We start from the raw sequence: 26,924 nt of genomic DNA on the forward strand, positions 1-26,924 counted from the left end.
CAAAGGCCGTCCACCCCGTTCACGGAAAGCGCACCGGCGGTACGGCGACTACTGGTTGACGACGATGACGGTGCCGCCGCCGCGCCGCCGCGCGGCCTCGGCCTCCTGGCGGGTGGGGTAGTCGCGCATGACTCCGTTCGGCAGGACCAGCCGGTAGATGGTCGCTCGTCCGCTGGCACGTGCACCGCAATTGCATCCCATGGGAACTCCTCCTCCGTACTCCGTCGTACTTCCTTCAGTCGAGCCAGGCGGACGCCAGGCCCACCAGGTAGGACAGCGTCAGGACCATGGCGACCGCCTGGAAGACGGTGGTGTCGCCGACCAGGAAGGCAAGCGGTACGACCGATGCGGCGACCCAGATCCCTGTGCACCAACCGCAGGTGACCAGATAGGCGGGACCGGATTCGTCCCCGAAGCGATCGGCCACCCACGTGCGCAACCCGGCAGCCAGTACGTCCTTGGTTATGAATCTGGTGATACGACAAATTGCACCGAGAGACAAAAGAAACACCACCGGGTCCATGCAATTCATCGTAAGACGAGCCATATTCGTGCGGTAGGCCCTTGCGCAAGCATTTCCATGACAGGAATACGCAAGGAAAACAAGTGCTGTTGTGGTGCTTATGGGGCGCACTCCTCCGGGCCGCGGGCCCGGACGCGCGTGATCGCCGTCTTCGAGGCCAAGGTCCGCTTCTACGACACCACGGACGCCGCGCCGATGGACGGCGTGGTGCGCAAGGACTGGCGCGAGGCGGTCGTCGACGACAAGGGCAAGGTCGAGCGCATCCCTTGAGCTGTGCGTCCTGGTCGCGCTGCGGGACGCGGTCCGTCGCCGCGAGATCTACGTCGAGGGTGCTGCCCGCTGGCGTAACCCGGAGGACGACGTGCCCGAAGAGATCGTCCCCCGATACCGACTGATGGTCTGGTTCGGCGCTCTCCAGGGACTGCGCTCCATGGAAGCCGCTGGGGTGCGCCGTGCGGACATGGAGGCCGTTCCGGGGAAGCAGTTGGTCGAGGAGCAACGTCGGCGCGGAAGTGCTGCGCCGCTGAAGACCGACGCCAGTCGTGCGCCGCTTGCGGTGGCGGAGTTTCCGCTGGACGAGTACTGGGCGCACTTGGCGCGGTGCCGGGCTCCGCTGTCGTGCGCGGCGCTCCGGAAGCGGGAGCGGCGTGGGCTGCCACCAACCCCTGCGGTGTACAGCGGCTTTGTCACTGTGACGCGGTACTGGACTCCGGTGCGGGAGAACACTCTGTGCCGTGAATTCGATCTGGCCAAGGGACGGGCCCCGGGCACGAGGGACCGGGGTCCCGGCCAAAGCAACGTTTCGGGACCTGCGCCACGAACTGTACGGAATCTCCGTACCAGCCGGTCTGCCGAAGGCCGCCCCAGGCCCTGTCCGGCGGATCTTCGCGGGCCCGGAACGCCTGGCACGGCACCTCGCTGCGTTGTCGGAGTCGTCCAAGTACGTCCAGTACGAGGACGATCCTCCGCCTTGCGATCCTCCCCCGTAGCCCGAAAGGCACGGGAGGGACCCCCTCCACCAGCCGCCCCGGGCTGATCCACGAAGATCCGCCGGACAGGGCCTAGTGTCCTGAGTCGCTAATTCGTCGGCAGTATGAGGCGAGGGATTCGAGGATCTGGTCGGCGGTCCTGGTCCAGATGAACGGCTTGGGGTCCTCGTTCCATGAGTCGATCCAGGTGCGGATGTCCTTCTCCAGTGCCTGGACCGACTTGTGGACGCCTCGCCGTATCCGCTTGTTCGTCAGCTCGGCGAACCATCGCTCGACGAGGTTCAGCCAGGACGAGCTGGTGGGCGTGAAGTGCATGTGGAACCGGGGATGGGCCAGCAGCCACTTCTTGACTGCCGCGGTCTTGTGGGTCGCGTAGTTGTCGCAGATCAGGTGGACCTGGAGCCCGGCAGGGACCTCTCTGTCGAGTTTGCCCAGGAACTTCTTGAACTCCTCGGCCCGGTGCCTGCGGTGGAGCGAACCGATCACCTTGCCGGTGGCCGCGTCGAACGCGGCGAACAGGGTGGTGGTGCCGGCGCGGACATAGTCGTGGGTCGCCCGCTCCGGCACCCCGGGCATCATCGGCAGCACCGGCTGAGACCGGTCCAGTGCCTGGATCTGCGACTTCTCGTCCACACACAGCACCAGCGCCCGCTCCGGCGGGTCGAGATACAGTCCCACCACGTCGTGGACCTTGTCGACGAAGAACGGGTCCGCGGACAGCTTGAACGTCTCGGAGCGGTGCGGCTGCAGCCCGAACGCCCGCCAGACCCGCGAAACGGTCGACTGGGAGAGTCCCGTCCTCTTCGCCATCGACCGCGTCGACCAGTGCGTGGCATCCTCCGGCCCCGACTCCAGAGTCCGCGCGATCAGATCGGCGACCTGCTCATCCCCCACCGTGCGGGGCCGGCCCGGACGGGGCTCGTCCGACAGCCCGTCCAGACGGTCCGCGAGGAACCGCCGACGCCACTTCGACACGGTGTCACGCGACACCCCGACCCGCTCCATCACCACACGCGTCGACACAGGGAAACCGTCCTCCCCGACCTCGTCACAGGCCAGGACCACACGAGCCCGCATCGCCATGTCCTGCGCGGACTTACGCCGCCGAACCCAACCCTCCAACACCGACCGCTCAGCATCAGTCAGATCCAACGGCACAAGCTTCGGTCCCGGACGCACCATGACCCAACCCTACGGAAATTTAAGACTCAGAACACTAGTGCCGAGGGCCGAGCGGGGGAGTGGCGTAGCGGTGATGCTGTACGCGTCGGATGATTCAGGCGCGGGGCGTGCGGCTGTGACCTACGCCAGCGGGCGCGGTTGTGCACGCGCTGTGCATCGCAGTCGTCTGATGTGGCGTCACCGCAGGTCAGGCCAGTTGCGGTGAGGTCCTGACAGTCCCCGGCGTATAGCCCGACTCGTCTGCCACTGGGGCCCTGACCGGGGAGAACGACCTGGTTGGGGCCGCGTTGCGTCCGCTGGTTCTTCCCTGTGCTGCGGCCTGCTGGCTGCGGCCGCACGCTTGAGCCCATTCCAGGCCGTGGGCTCAGGTGTTGAGTGCGTGCCCGGTCGTTGCGTCCACGTGGTCCGGGATCTCGTCGTGGCGATCGCCCACGGTCGGTGTGCCGGCGGGTTCGAACATGAGGATTGCGGCACCCGACGGAGCGTACGGCTTGTGCTCCGTGCCTCGGGGGACGGTGAAGACCGCCCCCTGCGGGAGCAGGACCGTGCGCTCTCCAGCGGGCTCGCGCAAGGAGATGTGCAGCTCTCCGTCGAGTACGAGGAAGAACTCGTCGGTGTCGTCGTGGACGTGCCAGATGTGTTCGCCCTCGACCTTGGCGATGCGGACGTCATAGTCGTTGACGCGCGTGACGACACGCGGGCTCCACAAGGCATCGAACGAGGCCAGAGCCTTGCTGAGGCGGATGGGTTCATTGCTCATGGGCTCATCCTGAGCCGTTTCGCATGGCTGGCGTGAGTGCTAGAAATCGCATATGGCGAAAGAATCCTCGCACGAGGCTCACGCCGGGGGCGTACACCGGGTTGTCGTGATCGTGGACGAGAACTCGAACCCCTTCGAACTCGGCTGTGCAACCGAGGTCTTCGGTCTGCGCAGACCGGAGATCGGCCGTGATCTCTATGACTTCAGGCTCTGCTCCCCTGCGCCCCGCACCCTGATGAGGGACGGATTCTTCACGCTCACGGGAGTCGCCGATCTGGAAGCGGCCGACGCGGCGGACACCTTGATCGTCCCCAACCGCCCGGACATCGAGGTGCCCCGCCGCCCCGCCGTGCTCGATGCTGTGCGACGGGCGCACGCGCGCGGTGCGCGCCTGGTCGGCTTCTGCAGCGGCGCCTTCACGCTGGCCGAGGCCGGAGTCCTCGACGGGCGCCGGGCCACCGCGCACTGGCAGTGGGCGGATTCCTTCCGGGCCCGCTTCCCGTCCGTCCACCTCGAATCAGACGTGCTGTTCGTGGACGACGGTGACATCCTCACCGCTGCGGGGAGCGCGGCCGCGCTCGATCTCGGGCTGCATGTGGTCCGCCGCGACTACGGCGCGGAGGTCGCCAACTCTGTGAGCCGGCGACTGGTCTTCGCGGCGCACCGGGACGGCGGGCAGCGGCAGTTTGTGGAGCGCCCCATGCCCGACCTGCCTGACGAGTCCCTGGCGCCTGTCCTGGCTTGGGCCCAGGAACGGTTGGACTCACCGCTGACGGTCTCCGATCTCGCGGCGCGCGCGGCGGTCAGTCCGGCGACGCTGCATCGTCGCTTCCGGGCAGAACTGGGAACGACGCCCTTGGCGTGGCTCACGGGGGAGCGACTCGCTCTGGCATGCCGGTTGATCGAGCGAGGTGAGTCCCGCTTCGAGACGGTCGCGCGGCGCAGCGGGCTTGGCACCGCTGCCAATTTGCGCACGCTGATGCGCCGCGAGACGGGCATCACCCCGTCGGCGTACAAACGTCGGTTCGGCCCGGAGACGAATTGATGGCGGGCGTCCTTGTCCGGCGGACCACCGAGATGTGCCGTCGATAGCGCTGCCACCGTTTGACGAGGCCTGTCGATCGGTGCGACACATGGCTGCGGCGGGAGTGGGCACGGCCGTCCGCGTCTCATGCCTTTCTCGCCTGCGCGCCTTCGTGAGCTGCCGCGATGCGTCGACTGTCGTGCATGTAGATACGACGCCCCGTATGGATATGCGGCAAGTTCCCTTTGGCAGGCGTGCGGTGAGCAGGGTGATCGTTGGCCCGCCGAGGACCACACCGAGACCGTACGCGGTGACCGTCTGGCGGCCGCACCCACCGACACGTTCAAGTCCCGGGCCACCTGGGGAAGCAGGCCGGCGATTTGGTACTCGGACGTGCCCACCACGAAGACCACTGCTCGCGCAGCCCCGTTGTCGCGGTTCAGTCGGGGAGTCCCCAGAAGGCTCCGTGCAGTCCGACCTCGGCGAAGTAAGACGCGGCGGACACGGGGTCGCGGCGGATGTATCCCCGCTCCATGCGGCCCGCGTACCAGCCACGGGCCAGCCGCCACAGTGTGGGCAGATCCATGACGTAGCCGCGTTCCTGTCCCGTGGTGTGCAGCCAGGCGTCGACGCAGTCGACCGAGCAGAACAGACGCTGGTTGGCGCAGGTGTGGACGACGTCGTCCCAGATACGGCGAGCGGGGACGAGGAAGTGGGCCACCTGTTCGCCCTCCGGCGGAGCTTCCCGGCCCACGACCCACGCGTGCGGGGTGTCGCACGCCGGGCAGCGTGTGGCGACCAGGACGTCCGGCTCCGTGGCCACGAGGTGGGGGACGGCGAAGGAGTCCCAGGCGCAGCCGCCCCACCACAGCGTCCTCGCGCCCATGACGGAGAAGCCGAGGGGGATCGAGGCGAACGGGTGGGCCATCACGATCCGGTCCCGGTCGCGGCTGTCGAGCACCACATCATGGCGCGCGTGCAGGACTTCCAGCGCATAGCGTGCCTCGTCCGCCGTGACACCGATGCCGTGGGCCAGGTCCTGCGGGGTGGGGGCTTCGCCGGTGCGGGCGAAGTGCGAGTAGACCGCGAGCCGGACCGATTCCGTACGGGCTGCCTGTGACGGGTCGACGGAACCGCTCATCTTCTCCGCACCTCCGGTACGTCCTGGCCTCCGGTACGTCCTGGTGAGTGTACGCAGAGTACGAGCCGCACCACGGCCGGGCGGGCGAGCGCGCTACGGCCCCCGCACGACCCGCGGCGGAGAAGGCTCAGGGGGAAGGGCTGTCCTGGCAGGTATGCTCTCGGCCGCCCTGCTCTCGTGTGTCGGCTCCCGTGTGTCGGCGCGGGCCGATTCTTGACTGGTCGCGGATTCAGCGATGAGTTTGTGCGGCTCGGACAGTCTCACTATTTGTTGTTGACAGCACAGGAGGAGCGCATGGCGCAGCTACTGAGAGTTCAGAACTTCAACGTCTCCAGTGACGGCATCGGTGCCGGGCCCGCGGAGGACCAGACCCTGGAGAGGCCGTTCGGGTTCGAGCGGCACGACAGGCTGTTCGCGTGGTGCGGGGCCACCGCGAGCTGGCCCATGCGTACCGATCCCGGCGGCAGCCGGGGCCTTGACGACTACCTCACGCGGGACTACGAGCGCAATATCGGTGCCGAGATCATGGGCCGCAACAAGTTCGGGCCCCAGCGCGGGCCCTGGCAGGACGACGAGTGGCGTGGCTGGTGGGGGGACAGGCCGCCGTTCCGTACGCCGGTGTTCGTCATGACCCACCACCCGCGTCCGTCGTTCACGCTCTCCGACACCACGTTCCACTTCGTCGAAGGAGACCCGGCCACGATCCTTGAGCAGGCGCGCGAGGCGGCGCAGGGCAAGGACGTCAGGCTCGGCGGCGGGGCCTCCACCATCCGGCAGTTCCTTGACGCCGACCTCGTGGACACGATGCATGTGGCGGTCTCGCCGCTGAAGCTCGGGTCCGGAGTACGGCTCTGGGAATCGCCCGAGGAACTGCTCGACCGGTTCCACATGGACGTCGTGCCCAGCCGGAGCGGCGTCACGCACCACCTGTTCTGGCGGAAGTAACCGGCCCGCTTTCCGGCGGAAGCAACCGGCCCGCCGCGCCGACCCGGGTCGGCTGTCCGTCCCTCGCAGGCGGACAGTCCTACCCGGGTGTGCGCAGCGATGCCGTCGTCAGCCCGATCGCCACCACCGCCATGGCCGCGCCCGCCCAGGCCGTTGACGCGAAGCCGAAGTCCGCGTCGATGACCACTCCGCCCAGCCAAGGGCCGGCCGTATTGCCGAGGTTGAAGGCGGCCGTGGTGGTGGCCGCGGCGAGGGTGGGGGCCGCGGCGGCGATGTTGAACATACGGGCGTTCAGCGCCGGGGCCGTGTAGAACGCCGAGACACCGAGCAGGAACGTTAGCGTGACCACGGCGTACGGATTCGACGCGGTGAGCGCCAACAGGACGAGCAGTACCGTCGACGCGGTGATGCCGCTGAGCGTGACGCCGAAGAGATGGGCGTCCGCGTACCGGCCGCCCAGCGCCGCGCCCACCAGCGCGCCGACGCCGAACAGTCCGAGCACGCTCGGCACCCAGCCGCTGTCCAGCCCGGCCACGTCCGTGAGCAGCGGGGCGAGATACGAGAACGCGCAGAAGACAGCGCCCCCGGAGAGCGCGGTGACGGCGATGGAGAGCCAGATCTGACGGTCGCGGTAGATGGTCAGCTCCCGCTTGACCCGCGGCTTCTCGGGCGGTGCCGGGATACGCGGGATGAGCGTCACCACACCGGCCAGCGCGACCGCGGAGGCCGCGCCGACGGCCCAGAACGCCGAGCGCCAGCCGAGGTGTTCGCCGAGGAACGCGCCGGCCGGTACGCCGAGTACGTTCGCGATGGACAGCCCGCCGATCATCACGGCCATGGCGCGGGCGCGCGCGTGGAGCGGCACCATCGCGATGGCGACGGCCGCGCCGACGGCCCAGAATCCGGCGCAGGCCAAGGCGCTGATCACCCGGGACACGAAGAGCACCTCGTACGTCGGGGCGAGCGCGCCCATGATCTGGCCGAGGCCGAAGACGGAGATCAGGGCGATGAGCGTGGCACGGCGGGGCAGCCGCAGGGTGGCGACGGCGAGCAGCGGGGCGCCGACCACCATGCCGATCGCGAAGGCGGATATGAGGAGGCCGGCGGTGGGAATGGAGACGTCCAAGTCGTCGGCGAGCGGCGGCAGCAGGCCGGACAGCATGAACTCGCTCGTACCGAGGGCGAAGACGGCGAGACCGAGGACGTAGACGGCGAGCGGCATGGACGTACGAGCACGCGCGCCCGCACCGGCGCCGGGAAGTTCGCGGGCAAGTTTGTCGGTGCTGGTGCTGGTGCTGGTGCTGGTGCTGGTGCTGGTGCTGGTGCTCGTGCCGGGCTCGGCGTCGTGGCTTGCGGCGTGGGTGCGGGCGTCGGTGTCGGCGGAGTCCGGCATGACATGCGTCAACATCGCAGTAGGGCGTTACATTCCCGGGACCCGTTCGTCGCCCGTGGCGTTACGTCGCGTCCGCCCGCGGTCCGTCAGTGTCCGCCCAGGCCCGGCAGACAGGTCCCGTCGTTCGTGCGGCCGACGACCTCCGCTTCGGCCTGGCCCGTACTGTCGACCCTGCCGTTGACGCAGACCTTGCCCTCGCCCCCGCCGACCAGTACGTCGCGGAGCGGAGCGAATGTGTCCCCGCGTGTCTCGATCTCCACGGGCCGCAGCCCGAGCGCGTCGGCGGCTGCGGCACGGAGACCGTCTTCCGTGGTCCCGGTTTCCGCGAGCTTCCGCAAGGCCGTGGCCAGCGCCTCCGCCCGAGGTGTGGCCTGCTTCTTCTGCTCTTCGGTGATCTGCATCGGCTCGCGGTACGCGTGGTTCTCCGCCACCCGCGCGTCCCAGTCGAACGTGATGCAGGGGGACGGCGTCGCCCGCTGCTCTTCGGGAAGCGGGCAGTAGCCCTTCGGCTCACCCGGCGCGTTCCTCGATTCCGGTCCGTTCGCGCGGGGGTCGGACGCCGGATCGGCGCACCCCGTCGCCACAACGGCGAGCAGGAGCAGGGCCAGGGGAAGGGTGGAGGCGAGCCGGGGAGGTGTCCATGCCATGGTCCGATCATGTCACCCGGCCGGACCATCGCGGGAGGATGCGTGTCGCTGTGCAGGCCGCTATTACGCAGAAGGTCACCGGGAGGAAGAAGGTGAGGTTCAGTGGGATGAAGTGGGTGAGTGGGCCGATGATCGCCGGGCCGGCGAGCATGCCGAGATAGCCGAGGCCCGCCACGCGGGAGACGTTCGTGCCCGCGCTCTCCTGGTCGGCGTGGCCCGCCGCGCTGAAGAGCTGGGGCACACAGCCCGAGAGGCCGATCCCGAAGACCGCCCAGCCGACCAGGGCCAGGGGGATCCACGGGGAGAGCGCGACTGCGGTGAGGCCGATGGCGCCCAGGGCCGCGCCGTACTGGACGACGGCCACCGGGCCGAAGCGTGCCGCCACCCGGTCCGTGAGCAGGCGGCCGACCGTCATGGCCGTCGAGAACGCGCCGTACGCGAAGGCCGCCGTGGCGGCCGGGGCGTCGAGGACGTCCTGCAGGGCCAGCACACTCCAGTCGTTGGCGACGCCTTCGCAGAGCATGAGCATCAGGGCGAGTGCGGCGAGGGCCCAGATATGGGGCGGCGTTTTGCGCGGCGCCGTGTCGGCCTGTTCCGTGGCGTGCCGCGCCTCCTCGTGTGATCGCCGGCCGCGCTTCTTCTCCGCCGGCGGCCGCAGCAGCAGCGGCGTCGCCAAAGCCGTCACCACCAGCGCGAACACGCTCACCGCCGCCAGCGTCACAGGTGCGCTCCAGTGCCAGCTCAGTGTGCGGGCGCCGACCAGCGCCGCCAGGACTCCGCCGACCGAGAAGAAGGCGTGGAAGGCGGACATGACAGGGCGTCCGTAGCCGCGTTCGACCTGGACGGCATGGGTGTTCATGCTGACGTCCAGGCAGCCGTTGCCGAAGCCGAGCACCAGCAGGGCCGCGCCCAGCGTCCAGACGTTCGTGGCCAGTCCCGGCAGGGCCAGCGCCGCCCCGCACAGCGCCGCGCTCACCGGTACGGCCTTCCGCGCGCCGTAGCGGTCGGTGAGCGGTCCGACGAGCTGCATGCCCGCGAAGGCGCCCGCGCCGAGCAGCAGCAGGAGCCAGCCGAGCACGGCGTGGCTGACCCCCGCCCGGTGTTCCACGACCGGGATGTGGACCACCCACATGCCGAGCACAAAGCCGTTGAGGGTGAAGAAGCCGAAGGTGGCCAGCCGGGCGGCCCGCAGCGATCTCTCCACGCCGGTCTTCCGCGTGCCGGACTCCGTCACGCCCGTTTCCGTCACGCCTGTTTCCGCCATACCGGCCTCAGTCACGCCAGTCTCCGTCACGCCGGTTCTCTCCATGCCGGCGAACATAACAAACAAACTCGCTGTTCGTAAGATTGCCTATCGCACATCCATTGTGTTCAATGGCGGAATGGCAAGCACAGACCGACTGAGGCAGATCACCGATGCCGTACGCGCCGGCGGCCAGGCCAGCGTTGCCGAGCTGGCCGAGCTGACCGGCGCCTCGGAGATGACGGTCCGCCGCGATCTCGAAGTCCTCAGCGACCAGGGCGTCCTGGAGCGCTACCGCGGCGGCGCCAGAAGCCTGCTGCTGCGCGGCGAGGAGCCGCCCTTCGCGCTCCGGGCGCAGGAGGGGACGGAGGCGAAGCGGCGCATCGCCGTCGCCGTCGCCGAGCTCATCGCCGACGGCGAGTCGGTCGTCGTCGACAGCGGCACCACCTGCCTGGAAGTGGCCCGCGCGCTGGAGCACCGCAGGCTGACCGTCATGCCGCTCTCCCTGCACGCCGCCAACGCGCTGACCGGTGCCCCCCGCCTGAAACTGCTGCTGCCCGGCGGGGAGCCCCGTACGGGCGAACTCGCCCTGACCGGCCCCCTGACCGAGGCGTCACTCGCCGCGCTGCGCTTCGACACCGCCGTCATCGGCTGCTGCGGACTCACCGCCGCGGACGGTCTGACCGCGTACGACCTGTCCGACGCCGCGGTCAAACGCGCCGCGATCGCCTCCGCCCGCCGGGTCATAGCGGTGGCGGACGCCGCGAAGTTCTCCCGTACCGCGCTCGCCTTCGTCGCACCGGTCTCCGCGCTGCACGCCGTCGTGACGGACGAGGAGGCGCCGTACGAGGAGACGGGCGCGATGGCCGCGGCGGGTGTGACCGTACGGCGAGTCTGAGCGCGCGACGGTCTGACCGTACGGCCGGTCCGGCCGTGTGGCGGGTGTGAAAAGGGTGATCCTCCAGTGGTGGGAGGGGCTGCCGAGCCATGACAATGGGTGCGCGACGGCGGCCCGGTACCGGCGGCGGCCCTCGCGTACGACGGGCAGGTTCCGCGTACCCCATGTCACGTCGGCCGATTGCGCGAGGAGCGACCATGACTGGACAGTTCGAGGCGACCACGGAGATCGACCGTCCCATCGAGGAGGTGTTCGCCTTTCTCGCCGACGGTACGAACGACCCGAAGTTCAGCCCCCGCGTACAGGCGATCCAGAAGACCCCGGACGGGCCCACGGCCGTCGGGACCGTCTTCCGCAGCACGGTCAAGGACGCCGGGATGACGACCAAGCGGGAGATCCGGATCACCGAGCTTGAGTCGCCCACGAAGATCCGCTGGACGGAGACGTCCAAGAACCTCGTCACCTCGGCGGACGGCGGTTACGACCTGGAGAGCACCGGCGCGGGCAAGACGCGCGTACGGATCTTCAACGCCCTTGAGGGGCACGGGATCGGCAAGCTGCTGGTCGGTGTCGCGCTGAGCGCGGCGCGGAAGGACGCGCCCGCGTTCGCGGCGCGGATCAAGAAGGCCGCCGAGGCGTCGTAACCCCGCTGCCCGCCGGGCCCCGGTCCACCCCGGGGTCCGGCCCTCCGGCCGTGTGCATGCGCGGACGGCGGACCGGGCCCCGGTCATGGTCTTACGGGTCAGCGGTTACGTTTCACCGGTCACGGGTTACGGCGCGTCGATCAGGTCGTGCGGCGGTACCGTCACCTCGCGGGCGCCCGGCGTGCCCGACAGCACGACCTCGCGCAGCGCGACATTGTTCGTCAGCGACGTCTCGTACAGCCGGTTCTCCGGGTTGGCGATGACCTCGATGTAGTACGTGCCGTTCGGCAGGTCCGTGATGTCGAAGGACTGGCCCGGGCGGTACTGCGTGTACGTGTCACCGGAGCCGACGTCCAGCACCTCGCGCACGGAGATGGCGCTCTCGGTGCCGCACGCGGTGGACAGATCGGTGTTGTTCGGGTGCCAGTTGGCGTTCTTCACCGTGTAGTCGATCGCGTCGGTGTTGGCCAGGCAGAACGCCTCCTTCTCGCTGCGCACGATCTCCTTCTGGTCGGCGCGGAGCAGGCGGTAGCTGGCGAAGTCGGTGAAGTGCCAGTGCTCGTGGCCCACGCGGGCGTCCCACTCCATGGTGCCGGCGGGGGAGTAGCCGACCTGGGTGCCCTTCGCGTCGTAGAAGTACTGGTACGCGTCCATCAGGTCCTTGCCGGGGGTACGGAATCCGTCCACCACGAGGGGTGCCGGACCGGCGTTCCACACGTTGGCGCTGAAGGCCAGGTAGTCCTTGCCGGGGATGTCGCCGTCCTCGCCGTCCGTGACGGAGATGTCCCAGGCGGGCAGGGCGCGCAGGTCGGGCTTGGGCACGTCGGGGACGGAGGCGCGGCCGGTCGGACGCTTGGCGTTCGCGGCGAGCGCGGGCGCGATCCGGGAACCGTCGGTACGACCGGGCCCGTCACCCGGAGCGACCGCCCTGCCTGCCGCGTCTGGCCCGGCGGGTCCGGCCGGCCCCGCGGCAAGCGCGTGCGGGTGCGCGGGCGGCGCCGGGGCGTCGGCACCGCGGCCCTCGTGGTAGGCGTGGCCCTTCGCGTTCACCATGAACCCGGGCAGAGCGGCACCCGAGTGCGCGGAATGCGTGGAGTGAGCGGAGTGCGCGCCGTGGTCCGTCCTCGTAGCGGCGGCCCCAGCAGCCCCAGCGGTCCCACCAGCCCCGGCGCTCCCGGTGGCCCCGGCCGTCCCCGTCCCCGCGATTCCCCGTCCGCCGCCGCTCTCGTCCCAACTGCGTTCCCGCACAGTCAGCTTGAGCGTCCGTTGCTCCTCCGGCATGCCGAACAGATCGCGGTACGGCTTCGTCACCTCCACCCGCGCCGTGTACTCGCCCGCCGGCACATCGACCGGTTCCGCGTAGTAGCCCAGGTTCGTGTTGGTGGCCCAGCCGTTCTCGATGCCCCACACCGACCCCAGGGTGAACGGGTTCGTCGGGCAGCTCTCGGGATACTTCGAAGTGGCCGGGGCGTCGGGCCGGACGCGGCCCGACGCGTTGTTCGGGCAGAACGTCTCCGTACGGTCCAGGACCTTCGTACCCGCCGTGTCCGTCAGCGTCACCCGCAGGAAGTCCGGCAGTCCGCCGAAGTCCTTCACCAGCCCCTCGGGCAGGGCCCTGACCTTCGTCTTCTTCCCCTCGCGGATGATCTGCTCCGCGACCACCGGGTCCTTGTACGACGTGCGCGTCACCCGGAACTCCAGGGGCGCGCCGTCCGCCGTCACATACGTGCCGAGGTCCAGATAGACCCCCGGTTCGCCCTCCCAGCGGTCGATCGTCACCGAGCCGGACGCGGCGATCAGGCTCAGCCGCGGACCGGCCGGGGTCGCCGCTCCGGCGACGGGTGCCGCCCCGGCCACACCGGCCACCACGGAGAGCGCCGCCGCGGCGGCCATCACCGAACGGCGGGTACGGCCGCGGCCGTGTTGCTGGAGGTGTCTGCGCATCGGTTCCTCTTCTCTCACAGGTCACTCGCAGTTCCGAGTGACCTGTGAGAGAGGAAGCCGCTGGGCCGGGTTGCCCGGCCGCCCCCAACTCGCCGACCAATGGCCGGATCCGATCGCCGCGACGCCGTGCCGTACCGGCGATCCCGCCACGATCCGGCCGCCCCCACCCCCGCTCCCAGCCCAGCCCCGCCCTGGCTTGCCTTGGAGTGTGCTCCAACTCCTACCGTTCGCCCCATGACCACCTTGGAGAGCAGGACTCTCGGACAGAGCGGTATCACCGTCGGCGCCCTCGGCTTCGGCTGCTGGGCCATCGGGGGCGAGTGGCAGGACGCCGCGGGCAACCCCCTGGGCTGGGGCAAGGTCGACGACGACGAGTCCGTCGCCGCGCTCCACCGCGCCCTCGACCTCGGTGTCACCTTCTTCGACACCGCCGATGTGTACGGTGCGGGCCACAGCGAGCGCGTCCTCGGGCGCGCGCTGCGGGGGCGGCGGGACGAGGTCGTCATCGCCACCAAGTGGGGCAGCCTCTTCGACGAGTCCACCCGCACCCACGCCGGCTCCGACGCCACCCCCGCGTATGCCCGGCAGGCCCTCACCGCCTCCCTCGGCCGCCTCGGCACCGACTACATCGACCTCTACCAACTCCACATCTCCGACGCGTCGTTGGAGTCGGGCGCCGAACTGCGGGACGCCTGCGAGGAGTTCGTACGGGAGGGCCTGATCCGTACGTACGCGTGGTCCACCGACGACCCCGAGCGGGCCGGCGTTTTCGCCGAGGGCGAGCACTGCGTGGCCGTGCAGCACGCCTGCAACGTCCTGGAGGACGCGCCGGAGATGCTCGCGCTGTGCGAGGACCGGGGACTGGCGAGTGTGAACCGCAGCCCGCTCGCGATGGGCCTGCTCACCGGCAAGCACGGCTCCGGCAGCCGGGGTACCACCGGTGACATCCGGGCCGTACCGCCGTCGTGGCTGCGGTGGTTCGGGGAGGGCGGGTGCCCGCGCCGGAGTGGGCGGCGCGCGTGGACGCCGTACGGTCCGTCCTGACCAGCGACGGCCGCACCCTCGCGCAGGGCGCGCTCGCCTGGCTCTGGGCGCGCAGCCCGCAGACGGTGCCGATCCCCGGCTTCCGCTCGGTCGCCCAGGCCGAGGAGAATGCGGGGGCACGTGCGTACGGACCGCTCAGCGCCGAGCAGTTGGCGGAGATCCGGACCGCCCTGACGGCCGACTAGACCGGCCGGGCCGGGCAGGTCGAGTCGGCCGAGCGAACCGGTCCGTCGGCCGGGGCTCGCAAGGGGAGCCCCGGCCGACGGACCGGCCGGTCACGTCACCAGCCGGTCGCGCGGAAGCCTGTAGCCCTTGCAGCCCCGTCAGCGGACGACGTCGAAGACGTTCTTCTGGATGCCGTTGGCGTACGCCTCGTACTCGACGAGCTTCAGCTTCTGGGTGTCCTTGTCCGTGGCGCTGAACAGACGCTTGCCCGCGCCGAGCAGAAGCGGGAACACGAGCAGGTGATAGCGGTCGATCAGGCCGGCGTCCGAGAGGCTGTGGTTCAGAGCGACGCTGCCGTGAATGATGATCGGGCCGCCCTCGGTCTCCTTCAGCGCGGCGACATCGTCGAGCGACCGCAGGATCGTGGTCTCGCCCCAGTTCGACACCAGCTTGTCGTCGGTGAGGGTGGTGGAGACGACGTACTTCGGCATCGCGTTGTACTCGGGGAATTCCTTCATGTCCGGCCACACCTGGCTGAACCCCTCGTAGCTGACGCGGCCCATCAGCATCGCGGCCGCTTCCTGCTGCTCCCGGCCCTTGATTTCGTAGGCGTCAAGGAGGAAGTCGACCTCCTTGAAGGTCCACCCGGAGTTCCGGTAGCCGGGTTCGCCGCCCGGTGCCTCCATGACGCCGTCGAGCGAGACGAAGGCTGTGCTGATCAGAGTGCGCATCTAAGGTTCCTCGGTGATCGTGTCTGGGTCTCAGCCGGTCGGCGCGCGCCGCGCCCACACGCGTGGGCGCGGTGCACCAACCGTCATCTATGACCGTGGATCACTGAGAAACTCATCGGTCGTTCCCACACATGTTCTAGACCGAGGCGCGGATGTGGGTGGTGAAGGTGGCGAAGGCGTCGGTGGTGACGGTGAAGACCGGGCCTTCGGGGTTCTTCGAGTCACGGACGGCGACGGCGGCGGTGCAGGCGGCGACCTCGACGCAGTCGCCGCCGGTGTCGGTGCTGTGGGTGGACTTGTGCCAGGCGGCGGCGCCGACCGTGGTGCACTCGACGCACTCGCCCCCGGTGCTGCTGCTGTGGCTCGACTTGTGCCAGGCGGCGCCTGCGAGCGGCGCGCATTCGACGCAGTCGCCGCCGGTGCTTCCGCTGTAGCTCGACTTACGCCACTGTGCCCCCGTCAGGTACGGGTTGCTCCCCATAACACTCCTCCATCACGCGGGCGATCAGTGCCGCCGAATCCTTGATGGAGAGGGCGGCAGCCTGCAAGTGATGGTAACGGAGTGAACGTGCCCTGGCAGCTTGCGGATCGGCCGTCGCATGGGCTGTCTCGTAGTCCTCGCTGTAGGCGATGTCCGGGTCATCGTCGGAGCGGAGGATGTTGTAGGAGCCCATCAGCCCCGAGTGCTCTCCGGCCGAGAGAGGCAGGACCTGGATCTGCACCCACTCGTTGTCCTTGAAGGACAGCAGGTGCGCGAGTTGGTTCCGCATGACCTTACGACCACCGATCGGCCGCAACAGCACCGCCTCGTCCAGCACGACCCAGATAAGTGGCGGAATCTTGCGCTTCAGGACCTGCGCGCGGTTCATTCGAGCCGCGACCAGGTCTTCCAGGTTGTCCGGCCAGTCGGTGGCCAGCACCGCCCGTGCGTACTCCTCCGTCTGGAGCAGCCCGTACACCAACTGCGTCTGAAACGTGCTGATGTGCGTCGCCTTCGCTTCCATGTCCGCGTACGGCTGGAACCACGACGGCAGTTGGCTCTTCAGCACCAGCGGCAGCAGCCGCGTGAAGCTGCCGCCCGTACCCAGCGCCATGTCAACCGCCTCGGCGAACTGGCGCGTTGGCAGCTTGTGCGTCGTCTCGACCTGGCCGACCAGTGAGCCCGTACAGAAGATGATCTCGCCGAGCTGCCTCTGGTTGAGGCCGGCCGCCTCACGCAGTCGCCGCAGCTCACTGCCGAAGTAGGCGAGGGGAGAAGCGCTCGGGTCCAGTTCGCGGGTGTTCTTCAAGGCAGCCTCCAACGGCAGGAATGGTTCTCTGCGATTGGTAGCCCAGAGTAGTCACTCGATTGCGCTTCGGGTGCTTAATCATCCAACGGGGCCGACGGTTGGCTGCCGGAGCGGTAAGTACCGTCGCTTTCCACTAGGTTGAGCCTCACTCTCAGTGATTTCCGGGCGCTCAGGCCGTGTTCGGGATACGGGTGCCCGTACCGCTCACCCGGACCCGCGCGTCGCCCGCCCGTAGCTCCACCGTCAGCACGCCGGGCCGTCCCATGTCGTCGCCCTGGTGCAGGGTGAGGACCGACTCATCGGCCACGAGGCCGAGTTCACGGGCGTACGCGCCGAACGCCGCAGCCGCCGCGCCCGTTGCCGGGTCCTCGACCACGCCGCCCACCGGGAACGGGTCACGGACGTGGAAGACGGTCGGCGACTCGCGCCAGACAAGCTGAAGGGTCGTCAGATCCAGTCGTCGCATGAGGGTTTCGAGCTGTTGGAAGTCGTACGAGAGATCCGCGAGCCGTTCCCGGCTTTTTGCGGCCAGGACAAGGTGACGGGCTCCGGCGAAGGCGATACGGGGCGGCAGGGCCAGGTCGAGATCACCGGCTGGCCAGCCGAGCGCGGCGAGGGCTTCCCGTACGTCGGGCTCGTCCACGTCGGCGACGTACGGTACGACGCTGGTGAGCGTGGCGCGCGGTGCGCCGTCCTCGCCGCCGGTGGCAGTGACCGTCACCGGTACCGTCCCGGCGCGGGTCTCGAAGACCAGGTCGCCCGGACCCAGGCGCTCGGCCAGGGCGACGGCGGTGGCGACCGTGGCGTGCCCGCAGAAGGGGACCTCGGCCTTGGGGCTGAAGTAGCGGACGGTGAAGGCGCGGCCGGGGGCCGGTTCGCCGAGCCCCTCCGGCGGCGCGGTCAGGAACGCGGTCTCGCTGTATCCGACCCGCGCGGCGATCGCCAGCATCTCGTCGTCACCGAGCCCGGACGCGTCGAGGACGACACCGGCTGGGTTGCCGCCGTCGGGGTCGGCCGAGAAGGCGGTGTAGCGGAGGACCTCGGCGGGGGCCGTACGGGGACCGGGTGCGGGCACGGGACCGGGCGCGGGGGCGGGGTGCTGGCTCATGCCTTGGCCAACGGCCCGGACGCCCGGGGGCATTCCCGCGCCCGCGTGGGTACGCTGGGAGAGCGGGAGCAGAGGTATCGATCATGGACATTCGCGGCTACGACACCGGTCCGATCGCGGCTGAGGCGGCCTTCACCTCGGACTTCGCCCTCCCCGACGGCATCTCCACGCAGCGCCTGGTCGACATGGTGGAGACCGAACGGCGCACCATGGACGTCCGCCCCGGCATGCGGCACAAGTACATGCCGCTGCGCTTTGACCCGGCCACGGGCGCCCGTCAGGTCGGCGGCCGGTATCTCTTCGATACGTGGGACGACGCGGTCGATTACGACAGGTTCACGACGGAGCTGGAGTTCGAGCCCGGGGTGCCGTTCTGGGACCGGCCGTTCTTCCTCGGGGTCGACCGGCATGTGTGGCGGGTGGCGGGTGCGTACGACCTGACGCCGCTGGCGACCACGCACTTCGCGAACCGCCTGGAGCGCTGGACGTACAGCGGTGGCGGGGGAGGCGGGCCGGGCGCTGGAACAGGTGTGGCCGGTGGTGTGCGAGGAGGCGGGGCGGCAGGGGCTGGCCGGCGTCTGGCTGCTATATCAGCCGGAGGAGCGGCAGCTCGGCGTGGTCACGGTGGCCGCGCGGGCGGCAGCCGGTGGGGCCGGGGATGGCGGGGCCGGGGATGGCGGGAACGCGGGCGGTGGGAACGCGGGCGGACTTCAGAGCACGCTCGGCGCCGACCCGGCGGTTACTGACCCGGCGGTTGCCGACCCGGCGTTCGCCGAGCCGGCCGTCGTCGCCTCGCGTTCTGTCACCGCGCTGGAGCGGACCGTGTCCATGGGGCGCTTTCTCCCGGCCGCGCTCGGCGCGGAGAAGGTCTTCGACCGTACGAGCCTGATCCTGAGCATGTGGCTGCCCCGGTCGCGGCTGGCCGGCGGCGCCCCGGTCGCGTACCCGACGGCCCCGGTCCACCCGCTGCCGCAGGCGACCGGGGAACGGTCCGCCGCGTAGCGCCGCTGTGAGCGGCGCGTGGTGCGGTGAGCGTCGGGTGTTCCTCTGTTCCTCTGTTCCTCTGTTCCTCAGGCGCCGGGCGGGCTGATGCTGATGCTGCTCAGCCCCTACCGACGTACGGCATGGTCGTCGCCAGCACTGTCGCGAACTGGATATTTGCCTCCAGTGGGAGTTCGGCCATGTGCAGCACCGTTCTGGCCACATCCGCCACGTCCATCACCGGCTCCACCGCCAGTTCGCCGTTCGCCTGCTTCACGCCCTGCCGCATGCGCGCGGTCATGTCCGTCGCCGCGTTGCCGATGTCGATCTGGCCGCAGGCGATGCGGTACGGGCGGCCGTCCAGGGAGAGGGACTTGGTGAGACCGGTGAGGGCGTGCTTGGTGGCGGTGTAGGCGACCGAGTCGGGCCTCGGGGTGTGGGCGGAGATGGAGCCGTTGTTGATGATCCGGCCGCCCTGCGGGTTCTGAGCCTTCATCAGACGGAACGCGGCCTGGGCGCACAGGAACGCGCCCGTCAGATTCGTGTCCACCACTTTCTGCCAGGCCGAGAGCGGGAGATCTTCGAGCGCGGTGCCGCCGGGGCCGAAGGTGCCGGCGTTGTTGAAGAGCAGGTCGAGCCGGCCGTACCGTTCGTTCACCGTCGCGAACAGGCGTGTCACATCGTCCGGTTGGGAGACGTCCGTCCGTACGGGCAGCGCCTGCACCTGCGCCTCGACGCTCATCGCCGCCGCCGTCTCCGTAAGCGTTTCCGTACGGCGCCCGGCCAGTACGACCGTCCAGCCCGCGCCGGCGAGCGCGAGCGAGACCGCCCGGCCGATACCGGAACCGGCGCCGGTCACGACGGCCGTCCGTACCGTACGGGCCGAGGAGCCCGACGTGGTCGGCGCCGTACCCACCTCCGCACTCACTGATTCCGCCGTTCCCCGGATGGTGTTGAAGTTCCGCATGGCGTTCATGTGGCGGAGCGTACGTGAGGTATGAACATGGCGCGTGCGGCGAACACAGTGAGCACACGGTTCTCATCACTCCGCCATGCGCATGTTGTGTACGCGACAGCAGGGGGCCGCCGCTTCCGACTGCAATTGCCAGTGAGTCAGTGACAGCCGCCGTCAGGGGAGGGGCACATGACACCCGTTCACCACCGGAAAGACCATGCAGCCGAACTGAGAGCAGCAGCGGCTCATCTCGGCAGGCGCCGGTTCCTCACCGGTACCGCTGCCGCCGCCGCGCTCGCCTTCTCCGTCAATCTGCCGGCCGCGGGCGTCGCGGGCGCCGCGGAGCTGGACGGCAGGAAGATCGACGAGGATCCCTTCACGCTCGGCGTCGCCTCGGGCGACCCGCGCCCCGACACCGTACTGCTCTGGACCAGGCTGGCGCCCCGGCCGTACGAGCCGGGCAGCGGGCTGCCGCGCAACAGGGTCTCCGTACGGTGGGAGGTGGCGCAGGACGCGCGCTTCGCCAAGATCGTGAAGAGCGGGAACGCGGACGCGCATCCCGAGTTCGACCACAGTGTGCATGTCGAGGTACCGGGGCTGGCGGCGGGCCGGGTGTACTACTTCCGCTTCCGCGCCGGTAGTTGGATCAGCCCGGTGGGCCGTACGCGTACGGCTCCCGCGCCTTCCGCGAAGCCGGGCTCGCTGAAGTTCGCGGCCGTGTCGTGCCAGGCGTACCACGACGGGTACTTCACCGCGTACGGGCACCTGGCCAAGGAGGACCTCGATGTGGTCTTCCACCTCGGCGACTATCTGTACGAGTACGCCGTGAACGCGGTCGGCGGCTCCCGCAACTACACCGGCATCCAGCTTCCCGCGCACTTCAACCGGGAGACGACGACGCTGGAGGACTACCGGCTGCGGTACGGCCTCTACAAGTCGGACGCGGACCTGCGGGCGGCGCACGCCGCGCACCCGTTCGTGGTGACGTGGGACGACCACGAGACCGAGAACAACTACGCGGGGGACACCCCGGAGAACGATGTGCCGCCGGAGGAGTTCCTGCTGCGCAGGGCCTCGGCGTACCGCGCGTACTGGGAGAACCAGCCGCTGCGCGCCCCGCAGCGGCCCCAGGGCGCGGACATGCGGCTGTACCGGCGGCTGGAGTTCGGGCGGCTCGCGCAGTTCGACATCCTGGACACCCGGCAGTACCGCTCGGACCAGGCGTACGGCGACGGCTGGCAGACGCCGGGGCCGGAGTCGGAGGACCCGTCGCGCACGCTGACGGGCGGGGCGCAGGAGCGGTGGCTGCTGGACGGCTGGAAGAAGTCGGCGGCGACCTGGAACGTCGTACCGCAGCAGGTGACCTTCTCGCAGCGGCGCAATCTCACGACTCCGGACTTCAAGCTGTCGATGGACTCGTGGGACGGGTATCCGGCGTCGCGGGAGCGGCTGTTGAGGGGGTGGAGGCGGCGGGGATCAAGAACTTCATGGTGCTGACGGGCGACGTGCACACGGGGTACGCGTACGACATCAAGAAGGACTGGAACGACGCGGCGTCGCGGACGCTGGGCACGGAGATCGTGGCGACGTCGATCTCCAGCGGCAGGGACGGTGCGGAACGCCCGTCCAACTGGGCGACGTTCATGGCCGCCAACCCGCACATGAAGTTCTACAACGGGCGTCGGGGATACGTGACGGTGTCGCTGTCCGCGGCACGCGCGCGGGCGGACTTCAAAACGGTGAACGCGGTGACGACACCGGGCGCACCGCTCACGACGGCGGCGTCGTTCGTAACGGAAGCGGGGAAGCCGGGCCTGAAGCCGGCGTAGGGCTTTGCGGCGCGCTGAGGTTGTGCGGCTGTGCGGTTGTGCGGCGATGAGGCTGTGCGTCTGTGTGGTTGTGCGTCTGTGCCGCGATGAGGCCGTGCGGCTGTGTGTCTGTGCCGCGATGAGGCCGTGAGTTGACGGCCGCGATGAACTGAGGGCCCCGCCCGGCTACGGCTGGGCGGGGCCGACCAGGGTTTCGGTGAGCATCCCGTCCTGCTTCGGCAGGCTTGCCACCGGCGTGTCGTGGTCGACGCCCACGCGGGCCGCCACGTGCGCGATGAGCCGCCCCGGGCTGATCCACGAAGACCCGGGGGTCGTGTATCGCGGGTGTATCGAAAAACGCATACGTCGCCGCAACGTGGCTGCGGCTCCAATGGGTCCATGAACCACAACGCATCCCTGTCAGCACCGTCCCGCCGCGCGCGTGGGGGTGTGCTTCTCGGTCTGGCGGTCCTCGGACTGGTGGGCGGTCTGTTCGTTGTGCGGCGGCCGCTCATGATGGCCGCTCCGCGGTGCGTGGCCGGGCGGTGGCACGGTTGCTTCGACACGTTCAACGGTGTGGTGCTCATCACGTTGGTCACACTGCCGCTGGCCGCGCTGGTGGTGTGGGCGCTGGCGCGTCGTCGGCGTGCCGCCGGTGTCACAACGGCGTGGCGGATGTCGCTGGCCGAGGTGGGCATGGTCCACGGGACGGTGCCGTTCGTGTGGATGACCATGATGCCGGGCTCCGGGGCAGGCACCGCGCCCGCCCGGGTGAGCCTGGTACCGCTGCGGGACCTGGTCGTGATGGGGGCGGGCGGGATCGTCGGCAACCTGCTGATCTTCGCGGCGCTGGGGTTCTTCGCCCCGATGCGGTTCGCGGCCCTGGCGTCCGTACCGCGGATCCTGGCGCTCGGGGCGGGCTGTTCGGCCCTGATCGAAACCGCGCAGTACGTCCTGCGGCTGGACCGGGTGTCCTCCGTGGACGACGTACTGGTCAACGCCGCCGGTGCCGTGCTGGCCGCGCTGGCGTCGCGCCGCTGGTGGCGCACTACGGCGGAAGCGCCGTCGGACCGGTCCCACCCCGCGTTGGCACCGGCAGGCTGAGCCGTGTGTCCGGTGTGCGGTTGTCCTCGCTCCGGTGCGCGCATGTCTTCGTACAGTCGCCTTCACACAGGTCGGCTCGTCTTCGCATACGTCGGCGATATGTTGTGCTGCCTAGGCTTCGGGCATGCGCGTACTGATCGTGGAGGACGAGCCCTACCTGGCCGAGGCCGTCCGTGACGGTCTGCGGCTGGAGGCGATCGCCGCCGACATCGCGGGCGACGGCGACTCCGCCCTGGAACTGCTCAGCGTCAACTCGTACGACCTCGCGGTCCTCGACCGCGACATCCCCGGCCCCTCCGGTGACGAGGTCGCCCGGCGCATCGTCGCCTCCGGCAGCGGTATCCCGATCCTCATGCTCACCGCCGCCGACCGGATCGACGACAAGGCCTCCGGGTTCGGGCTCGGCGCCGACGACTACCTGACCAAACCGTTCGAGCTGCGGGAACTCGTCCTGCGGCTGAGAGCGCTCGACCGCAGACGCGCGTACGCCCGGCCCCCGGTCCGCGAGATCGCGGGCCTGCGGCTCGACCCCTTCCGCCGGGAGGTTTTCCGCGACGGACGCTACGTCGCGCTCACCCGTAAACAGTTCGCCGTGCTGGAAGTCCTCGTCGCCGCGGAGGGCGGGGTCGTCAGCGCGGAAGAGCTGCTGGAACGGGCCTGGGACGAGAACGCCGACCCCCTCACCAACGCCGTGCGCATCACCGTCTCCGCGCTGCGCAAACGGCTCGGCGAACCATGGATCATCGCCACGGTGCCCGGCGTCGGCTACCGGATCGACAACGGCACGGACACCATCGCCCCCGGTACGGACACCACCGGCACCATCGCCCCCGGCAGGGTCACCACCGACCCCGGCGGTACGCGTGGCGGTACGCATGCGTAGGCGCCCACGGCTCAGCGCCCGGCTGAAACTCACCCTCAGCTACGCCGGATTCCTCGCCGTCGCCGGCGCTCTCCTGCTGGCCGTGGTGTGGGTGTTCCTGCTGCGCTACGTACCCGACACCCCCAAGGGCCTGCTCGGGATCTCGCCCAACCGCTACCTCCTTGTGCACACCTTCGCCCCCGCCGCGGCCGTGGCCATGGCCTTCCTGCTCGTGTTCGGCCTTCTGGGCGGATGGATCCTCGCCGGCCGGATGCTGGCGCCGCTCACACGGATCACGGATGCGGCACGGATGGCCGAGAACGGATCGCTGTCCCACCGGATCCGCATGAAGGGCCGCCAGGACGAATTCCGTGAACTCTCCGACGCGTTCGACTCGATGCTCGAACAACTGGAGTCCCATGTCGCGGAGCAGCGGAGGTTCGCCGCGAACGCCTCCCACGAACTGCGCACCCCGCTGGCGATCTCGCGTACGCTCCTCGACGTCGCCCGCAAGGACCCCACGCGGGACCGGGGCGAACTCATCGAACGCCTGGACGCCGTCAACAAGCGGGCCATCGACCTGACCGAAGCCCTCCTGCTGCTCAGCCGCGGCGACCGCGGAAACTTCACGCGCGAGAGCGTCGACCTCTCCCTCCTCGCCGAAGAAGCCGCCGAAACGCTGCTCACCCTCGCCGAACAGCGCCGGATCACGCTCGACGTCACCAGCGGGGCGGCCCGGACCAGCGGCTCCGCGGAGCTTCTGCTGCGGATGGTGACGAACCTCGTCCAGAACGCCATCGTCCACAACCTTCCCGCCGACGGCACCGTGACGGTCCACACCGAGGCACACGGCGACGCGAGCGTGCTGCGGGTCGAGAACACGGGTCGCCGGCTTCCGCCGGAACTGGTACCGACCCTCACGGAACCCTTCCGGCGCGGAACGGAACGCGTACGCACCGACGAGCACGCCGGTGTGGGCCTCGGCCTGGCCATCGTGCACAGCATCGTCCGCGCCCATGACGGGACCCTCGACCTCGTCCCCCGCCCCGCCGGCGGTCTCCGCGTCACGGTCCGGCTTCCCGGTACACCGGTACGGCTTCCCGGCACGTCGTAGGCATCGTCCGCGAGGTCATCGTCCCCGAGGTCGCTCGACGTGGTGTCCGCGGTGCTTCACAGCCGCCGGACGCGCAGTACGCCGGTCCGCATCGGGAGAGTGAACTCGCCCCGGGCGGTCTCCGGTCTGCTCGCGAGGAAGGCGCGGATCCGGCCCAGCGTGGCTTCTCGTTCCTGTTCCGGCATGACCAGCACCCCCGCGCGCGTCGCGATGGTCGCGACGAGCGAGTCCGCGGTGCGGCGCTGCCCCTGCGGGAACTCGGCCTGCTCCGGCGAGCCGAACCGGGCGGGCGCGCCGGTCTTCGGAAGGTGCATGCCGGCCGTCTCGGCGCGCCAGCCGGCAGGCGTGTCACGCGGGCCGACGGCCGCGCTCCCACCGACCCGGGCGAGCCCGGCGACCCACTCGACCTCGTCGTCCATGACGTTCCACAGGCCGGCCAGGACGCCACCGGGTGCGAGGACCCTGGCGATCTCGGGTCCCGCGACGGCCATGTCGAACCAATGCATGGCGTTGCCCGCCAGCACGGCGTCGACAGAAGCGTCCGGCAGCGGAATCGCCTCGGCGCCGCCCGGCAGGGCACGGGCATCAGGCAGTGAGCGGCGCAGCTCGGCCAGCATCTCCGGGTCGGGCTCGACCGCGATGACCTCCCCACCCAGCGCGGCCAGCGTGGCGGTCAGGGTGGCGGTCAGCTTGCCGGTTCCGGCGCCGAGGTCGAGCACGCGCGGGCCGGGCGCGGGTTCAAGCGCCCAGCGCACCGCGGCCCGCGCGTAGCCCGGACGGTGCTCGGCGTAGGAGGCCGCCGCCGCGCCGAACGACGAGGCGTGCAGCAGCCGTTCATCCTGATCCACGCAATTGACGCTATCGGCGCTGCCGGTGGATCGGCCACCCCGCCTCTCGTACTGGTCGACGGCACGGACGAGGAGGGCTCACGGGAGCACCTCGGTGTTCCGGCCGGCCGCGATCATGGTGCGGAGCGGGAACGCGATGAGCAGTGTGACCGCGACGAGCAGGCCGCTCGTCCACAGCGGCCCCAGGTTCCCGGCGGCGGTGCCGAGGGTGGTCGCGGCGATGAGCGGGCCGACGGCGGCGCCGACGTTGAGTGCCGCGGTCGCGTACGAGCCGGCCATGGTGGGGGCTCCCGCGGCCTCGTACAGGACGCGGGTGATCAGCGTGCTGCCCAGCGCGAACGACAGCGCGCCCTGCATGAACACGAGGGCGAACAGGGCCACCGGCTCGTCGGCCAGTACCGCCAGGGCCGGCCAGCCGATGAGCAGCAGCGGACCGCCGACCGCGATGACCGGACCGGGACGCCGGTCGGACAGCCGGCCGGCCACGGTGACGCCCGTGAAGGAACCGGCACCGAAGAGCACCAGGACGACAGAGATCCACAGCTCGCCCAGGCCGGCGGTGCCGGTCACAACGGGCGCGAGGAAGGTGAAGCTCCCGAACGTCGCCGCGTTCACCAGCGCGCCGAGCAGCATCACCAGGATCAAGCGCGGCCTGGCGAGCTGGGCCAGCTCCGTCCGCAAGGCCGGCCCGTCGGCCGGCCTTTCCCGCGCACGCCCCGCCGGCATCGCCCTCAGAATGCCGAGAGCCGCAGGCAGGCAGAGAACGGCGACAGCCCAGAACGTGGCCCGCCAGCCGAGCAACGTGCCCAGTACCGACCCACCGGGAACACCGGCGATCGTGGCCACCGTCGTGCCCGAGAGCAGTACGGCCAGCGCGCGTCCCTTCTTGTCGGGTGGGACCAGCGCGGCGGCAGCGGTCAGAGCCACGGCGAGGAACCCCGAGTTGGCGAGCGCGGCGACGACCCGCGTGGTGAACAGGACCGGGAAGCTCGTGGTGACGGCGCCCACGGCGTGAGCCGCCGCGAAAGCGAGGATGAACCCCAGAAGGCTGGAGCGCCTGGGCCAGTTGCGGGACAGCGCGGCCACCAGGGGTGCTCCGACGATCATGCCGATCGCGAAGGCGGAGATGAGCGCGCCCGCGGTCCCGACCGTGACATCGAGATCCGAGGCGATGTCCGGCAGCAGGCCGGCGAGCATGAACTCCGAGGTGCCCATGGCGAAGACCGCCATGGCAAGCAGATACAGCGGAAGAGTCATCGAGTGGCTCCGAGGTGAGGAGAGGAACGAGAAGGTCTTCTCGTCACCGCGGCCAGCCCCGAGGGCAGCCCCGTCCCGCCGCGGAACGCGGCGTGACGACAGGGCTACGAACTCAGTGGTTCAGGGGGCTGACGGCGTGACCGGAAGCCCCCACCGTGTCCGATTCGGGACTCGACATGGCCCGCACGCTACCCGACCGCCGCCCGCCGGGGCATCTCGCTTTCACCGGCGTGGACCCGTCGGGCGCGCCGCTGGCTCGTTATTGACTACAAGATGTGGTGAGGCGATTCCACAATGTGATGTCCCGGGTGCGGCGACCGCCATG

Annotated in this window: 26 protein-coding genes and 2 pseudogenes; 12 read left to right on the plus strand and 16 right to left on the minus strand. The window is 69.9% G+C overall.

Features of this window, described 5'->3' with window-relative positions:
- Positions 1-48: 48 nt before the first annotated feature.
- Entirely contained in the window at positions 49-201 is a 153-nt protein-coding gene (locus KQY30_RS26005) for a hypothetical protein (RefSeq protein WP_217308916.1), read from the minus strand.
- Positions 202-235: 34 nt separating this feature from the next.
- Positions 236-523 (minus strand): DUF1360 domain-containing protein, encoded by a 288-nt coding sequence (locus tag KQY30_RS26010; protein WP_254407331.1) that lies wholly within the window; start codon positions 521-523, stop codon positions 236-238.
- 138 nt (positions 524-661) lie between these two features.
- Between KQY30_RS26010 and KQY30_RS37205 the strand changes: the two genes are divergently transcribed.
- Entirely contained in the window at positions 662-793 is a 132-nt protein-coding gene (locus tag KQY30_RS37205; protein ID WP_302185341.1) for a hypothetical protein, read from the plus strand.
- A gap of 791 nt (positions 794-1,584) precedes the next feature.
- Here KQY30_RS37205 and KQY30_RS26015 read toward each other — a convergent pair.
- On the minus strand, positions 1,585-2,694 hold the full coding sequence (locus tag KQY30_RS26015; RefSeq protein WP_217308917.1) for an IS630 family transposase: 1,110 nt from the start codon (positions 2,692-2,694) through the stop codon (positions 1,585-1,587).
- 364 nt (positions 2,695-3,058) lie between these two features.
- The gene (locus KQY30_RS26020; protein WP_217308918.1) at positions 3,059-3,454 is read right to left on the minus strand and encodes a cupin domain-containing protein; all 396 of its coding nucleotides are present in this window, start codon (positions 3,452-3,454) and stop codon (positions 3,059-3,061) included.
- Between the two features lie 52 nt (positions 3,455-3,506).
- Here KQY30_RS26020 and KQY30_RS26025 point away from each other — a divergent pair, with 52 nt between their 5' ends.
- Positions 3,507-4,499: a GlxA family transcriptional regulator gene (locus tag KQY30_RS26025; protein ID WP_217308919.1), complete on the plus strand. Its 993-nt coding sequence runs from the start codon at positions 3,507-3,509 to the stop codon at positions 4,497-4,499.
- 418 nt (positions 4,500-4,917) lie between these two features.
- On the opposite strand, the gene merB is transcribed toward KQY30_RS26025, so the two are convergent.
- Positions 4,918-5,619, minus strand: a complete 702-nt coding sequence (gene merB / locus KQY30_RS26030; RefSeq protein WP_217308920.1) for an organomercurial lyase — start codon at positions 5,617-5,619, stop codon at positions 4,918-4,920.
- A 294-nt stretch (positions 5,620-5,913) separates the two neighbouring features.
- Between merB and KQY30_RS26035 the strand changes: the two genes are divergently transcribed.
- Positions 5,914-6,564 carry a dihydrofolate reductase family protein gene (locus tag KQY30_RS26035; protein ID WP_217308921.1) on the plus strand — a complete coding sequence of 217 codons (651 nt, stop codon included), beginning with the start codon at positions 5,914-5,916 and terminating at the stop codon, positions 6,562-6,564.
- 79 nt (positions 6,565-6,643) lie between these two features.
- Here KQY30_RS26035 and KQY30_RS26040 read toward each other — a convergent pair whose 3' ends face one another.
- From KQY30_RS26040 to KQY30_RS26050, 3 genes are all read right to left on the minus strand, one after another.
- Positions 6,644-7,786, minus strand: a complete 1,143-nt coding sequence (locus KQY30_RS26040) for a Cmx/CmrA family chloramphenicol efflux MFS transporter (protein WP_217311328.1) — start codon at positions 7,784-7,786, stop codon at positions 6,644-6,646.
- A 257-nt stretch (positions 7,787-8,043) separates the two neighbouring features.
- Positions 8,044-8,604: a precorrin-3B C(17)-methyltransferase gene (locus KQY30_RS26045; RefSeq protein ID WP_217308922.1), complete on the minus strand. Its 561-nt coding sequence runs from the start codon at positions 8,602-8,604 to the stop codon at positions 8,044-8,046.
- Between the two features lie 7 nt (positions 8,605-8,611).
- Complete coding sequence (locus KQY30_RS26050; RefSeq protein ID WP_217311329.1) at positions 8,612-9,808, minus strand: MFS transporter; 1,197 nt, start codon at positions 9,806-9,808, stop codon at positions 8,612-8,614.
- Between the two features lie 178 nt (positions 9,809-9,986).
- Between KQY30_RS26050 and KQY30_RS26055 the strand changes: the two genes are divergently transcribed.
- Positions 9,987-10,745, plus strand: coding sequence for a DeoR/GlpR family DNA-binding transcription regulator (locus KQY30_RS26055; protein WP_217308923.1), 759 nt, complete (start codon positions 9,987-9,989; stop codon positions 10,743-10,745).
- Positions 10,746-10,942: 197 nt separating this feature from the next.
- The gene (locus KQY30_RS26060; RefSeq protein ID WP_217308924.1) at positions 10,943-11,389 is read left to right on the plus strand and encodes an SRPBCC family protein; all 447 of its coding nucleotides are present in this window, start codon (positions 10,943-10,945) and stop codon (positions 11,387-11,389) included.
- A gap of 126 nt (positions 11,390-11,515) precedes the next feature.
- On the opposite strand, the gene KQY30_RS26065 is transcribed toward KQY30_RS26060, so the two are convergent.
- Positions 11,516-13,333 carry a lysyl oxidase family protein gene (locus tag KQY30_RS26065; RefSeq protein ID WP_217308925.1) on the minus strand — a complete coding sequence of 606 codons (1,818 nt, stop codon included), beginning with the start codon at positions 13,331-13,333 and terminating at the stop codon, positions 11,516-11,518.
- 234 nt (positions 13,334-13,567) lie between these two features.
- On the opposite strand from KQY30_RS26065, the pseudogene KQY30_RS26070 reads away from it, so the two are divergent.
- Positions 13,568-14,562: pseudogene (locus KQY30_RS26070) on the plus strand (aldo/keto reductase).
- 138 nt (positions 14,563-14,700) lie between these two features.
- On the opposite strand, the gene KQY30_RS26075 reads toward KQY30_RS26070, so the two are convergent.
- The 4 genes from KQY30_RS26075 to KQY30_RS26090 all read right to left on the minus strand — a co-directional run bounded on the left by KQY30_RS26075 (position 14,701) and on the right by KQY30_RS26090 (position 17,670).
- Positions 14,701-15,273, minus strand: a complete 573-nt coding sequence (locus tag KQY30_RS26075) for a dihydrofolate reductase family protein (protein ID WP_217308926.1) — start codon at positions 15,271-15,273, stop codon at positions 14,701-14,703.
- A gap of 136 nt (positions 15,274-15,409) precedes the next feature.
- Positions 15,410-15,754, minus strand: a complete 345-nt coding sequence (locus KQY30_RS26080) for a DUF397 domain-containing protein (RefSeq protein ID WP_217308927.1) — start codon at positions 15,752-15,754, stop codon at positions 15,410-15,412.
- Positions 15,714-16,562, minus strand: coding sequence for a helix-turn-helix transcriptional regulator (locus KQY30_RS26085; RefSeq protein ID WP_217308928.1), 849 nt, complete (start codon positions 16,560-16,562; stop codon positions 15,714-15,716). Before KQY30_RS26085 ends, KQY30_RS26080 begins: the two co-directional genes overlap by 41 nt.
- Before the next feature lie 169 nt (positions 16,563-16,731).
- Positions 16,732-17,670 (minus strand): PhzF family phenazine biosynthesis protein, encoded by a 939-nt coding sequence (locus tag KQY30_RS26090; RefSeq protein ID WP_217308929.1) that lies wholly within the window; start codon positions 17,668-17,670, stop codon positions 16,732-16,734.
- Between the two features lie 83 nt (positions 17,671-17,753).
- On the opposite strand from KQY30_RS26090, the gene KQY30_RS26095 reads away from it, so the two are divergent.
- On the plus strand, positions 17,754-18,416 hold the full coding sequence (locus tag KQY30_RS26095) for a hypothetical protein (protein WP_217308930.1): 663 nt from the start codon (positions 17,754-17,756) through the stop codon (positions 18,414-18,416).
- A gap of 82 nt (positions 18,417-18,498) precedes the next feature.
- Complete coding sequence (locus KQY30_RS26100) at positions 18,499-18,672, plus strand: hypothetical protein (RefSeq protein ID WP_217308931.1); 174 nt, start codon at positions 18,499-18,501, stop codon at positions 18,670-18,672.
- Between the two features lie 100 nt (positions 18,673-18,772).
- Here KQY30_RS26100 and KQY30_RS26105 read toward each other — a convergent pair whose 3' ends face one another.
- Positions 18,773-19,627 (minus strand): SDR family oxidoreductase, encoded by an 855-nt coding sequence (locus tag KQY30_RS26105; RefSeq protein WP_254407332.1) that lies wholly within the window; start codon positions 19,625-19,627, stop codon positions 18,773-18,775.
- 168 nt (positions 19,628-19,795) lie between these two features.
- Between KQY30_RS26105 and KQY30_RS26110 the strand changes: the two are divergent.
- The 4 genes and pseudogenes from KQY30_RS26110 (at position 19,796) to KQY30_RS26125 (ending at position 24,494) form a co-directional block, all read left to right on the plus strand.
- Positions 19,796-21,435, plus strand: a pseudogene (locus tag KQY30_RS26110) (alkaline phosphatase).
- 378 nt (positions 21,436-21,813) lie between these two features.
- Complete coding sequence (locus tag KQY30_RS26115; protein WP_217308932.1) at positions 21,814-22,518, plus strand: VanZ family protein; 705 nt, start codon at positions 21,814-21,816, stop codon at positions 22,516-22,518.
- Between the two features lie 124 nt (positions 22,519-22,642).
- The gene (locus KQY30_RS26120) at positions 22,643-23,401 is read left to right on the plus strand and encodes a response regulator transcription factor (protein WP_217308933.1); all 759 of its coding nucleotides are present in this window, start codon (positions 22,643-22,645) and stop codon (positions 23,399-23,401) included.
- Positions 23,394-24,494 (plus strand): HAMP domain-containing sensor histidine kinase, encoded by a 1,101-nt coding sequence (locus tag KQY30_RS26125; RefSeq protein ID WP_217308934.1) that lies wholly within the window; start codon positions 23,394-23,396, stop codon positions 24,492-24,494. Before KQY30_RS26120 ends, KQY30_RS26125 begins: the two co-directional genes overlap by 8 nt.
- Positions 24,495-24,550: 56 nt before the next feature.
- Here KQY30_RS26125 and KQY30_RS26130 read toward each other — a convergent pair whose 3' ends face one another.
- Together KQY30_RS26130 and KQY30_RS26135 are read right to left on the minus strand one after the other, a co-directional pair.
- Positions 24,551-25,342, minus strand: coding sequence for a class I SAM-dependent methyltransferase (locus KQY30_RS26130; RefSeq protein WP_217308935.1), 792 nt, complete (start codon positions 25,340-25,342; stop codon positions 24,551-24,553).
- A 78-nt stretch (positions 25,343-25,420) separates the two neighbouring features.
- Entirely contained in the window at positions 25,421-26,599 is a 1,179-nt protein-coding gene (locus KQY30_RS26135; protein WP_217308936.1) for a Cmx/CmrA family chloramphenicol efflux MFS transporter, read from the minus strand.
- Positions 26,600-26,924 lie beyond the last annotated feature (325 nt).

Source organism: Streptomyces sp. GMY02, from assembly GCF_019056675.1.
Lineage (GTDB): Bacteria > Actinomycetota > Actinomycetes > Streptomycetales > Streptomycetaceae > Streptomyces > Streptomyces odonnellii.

What these genes read in the sequence shown, in the direction of transcription:
- KQY30_RS26095 (WP_217308930.1), top strand. Translation starts at nt 17,754, where the DNA reads ATGGACATTCGCGGCTACGACACCGGTCCGATCGCGGCTGAGGCGGCC.
- KQY30_RS26015 (WP_217308917.1), bottom strand. Translation starts at nt 2,694, where the DNA reads ATGGTGCGTCCGGGACCGAAGCTTGTGCCGTTGGATCTGACTGATGCT.
- KQY30_RS26035 (WP_217308921.1), top strand. Translation starts at nt 5,914, where the DNA reads ATGGCGCAGCTACTGAGAGTTCAGAACTTCAACGTCTCCAGTGACGGC.
- KQY30_RS26010 (WP_254407331.1), bottom strand. Translation starts at nt 523, where the DNA reads ATGGACCCGGTGGTGTTTCTTTTGTCTCTCGGTGCAATTTGTCGTATC.
- KQY30_RS26090 (WP_217308929.1), bottom strand. Translation starts at nt 17,670, where the DNA reads ATGAGCCAGCACCCCGCCCCCGCGCCCGGTCCCGTGCCCGCACCCGGT.
- KQY30_RS26040 (WP_217311328.1), bottom strand. Translation starts at nt 7,786, where the DNA reads ATGCCGCTCGCCGTCTACGTCCTCGGTCTCGCCGTCTTCGCCCTCGGT.
- KQY30_RS26105 (WP_254407332.1), bottom strand. Translation starts at nt 19,627, where the DNA reads ATGAACGCCATGCGGAACTTCAACACCATCCGGGGAACGGCGGAATCA.
- KQY30_RS26100 (WP_217308931.1), top strand. Translation starts at nt 18,499, where the DNA reads ATGGGGCGCTTTCTCCCGGCCGCGCTCGGCGCGGAGAAGGTCTTCGAC.
- KQY30_RS26045 (WP_217308922.1), bottom strand. Translation starts at nt 8,604, where the DNA reads ATGGCATGGACACCTCCCCGGCTCGCCTCCACCCTTCCCCTGGCCCTG.
- merB (WP_217308920.1), bottom strand. Translation starts at nt 5,619, where the DNA reads ATGAGCGGTTCCGTCGACCCGTCACAGGCAGCCCGTACGGAATCGGTC.
- KQY30_RS26120 (WP_217308933.1), top strand. Translation starts at nt 22,643, where the DNA reads ATGCGCGTACTGATCGTGGAGGACGAGCCCTACCTGGCCGAGGCCGTC.
- KQY30_RS26060 (WP_217308924.1), top strand. Translation starts at nt 10,943, where the DNA reads ATGACTGGACAGTTCGAGGCGACCACGGAGATCGACCGTCCCATCGAG.
- KQY30_RS26025 (WP_217308919.1), top strand. Translation starts at nt 3,507, where the DNA reads ATGGCGAAAGAATCCTCGCACGAGGCTCACGCCGGGGGCGTACACCGG.
- KQY30_RS26135 (WP_217308936.1), bottom strand. Translation starts at nt 26,599, where the DNA reads ATGACTCTTCCGCTGTATCTGCTTGCCATGGCGGTCTTCGCCATGGGC.
- KQY30_RS26055 (WP_217308923.1), top strand. Translation starts at nt 9,987, where the DNA reads ATGGCAAGCACAGACCGACTGAGGCAGATCACCGATGCCGTACGCGCC.
- KQY30_RS26020 (WP_217308918.1), bottom strand. Translation starts at nt 3,454, where the DNA reads ATGAGCAATGAACCCATCCGCCTCAGCAAGGCTCTGGCCTCGTTCGAT.
- KQY30_RS26065 (WP_217308925.1), bottom strand. Translation starts at nt 13,333, where the DNA reads ATGCGCAGACACCTCCAGCAACACGGCCGCGGCCGTACCCGCCGTTCG.
- KQY30_RS26005 (WP_217308916.1), bottom strand. Translation starts at nt 201, where the DNA reads ATGGGATGCAATTGCGGTGCACGTGCCAGCGGACGAGCGACCATCTAC.
- KQY30_RS26125 (WP_217308934.1), top strand. Translation starts at nt 23,394, where the DNA reads ATGCGTAGGCGCCCACGGCTCAGCGCCCGGCTGAAACTCACCCTCAGC.
- KQY30_RS26115 (WP_217308932.1), top strand. Translation starts at nt 21,814, where the DNA reads ATGAACCACAACGCATCCCTGTCAGCACCGTCCCGCCGCGCGCGTGGG.
- KQY30_RS26075 (WP_217308926.1), bottom strand. Translation starts at nt 15,273, where the DNA reads ATGCGCACTCTGATCAGCACAGCCTTCGTCTCGCTCGACGGCGTCATG.
- KQY30_RS26080 (WP_217308927.1), bottom strand. Translation starts at nt 15,754, where the DNA reads ATGGGGAGCAACCCGTACCTGACGGGGGCACAGTGGCGTAAGTCGAGC.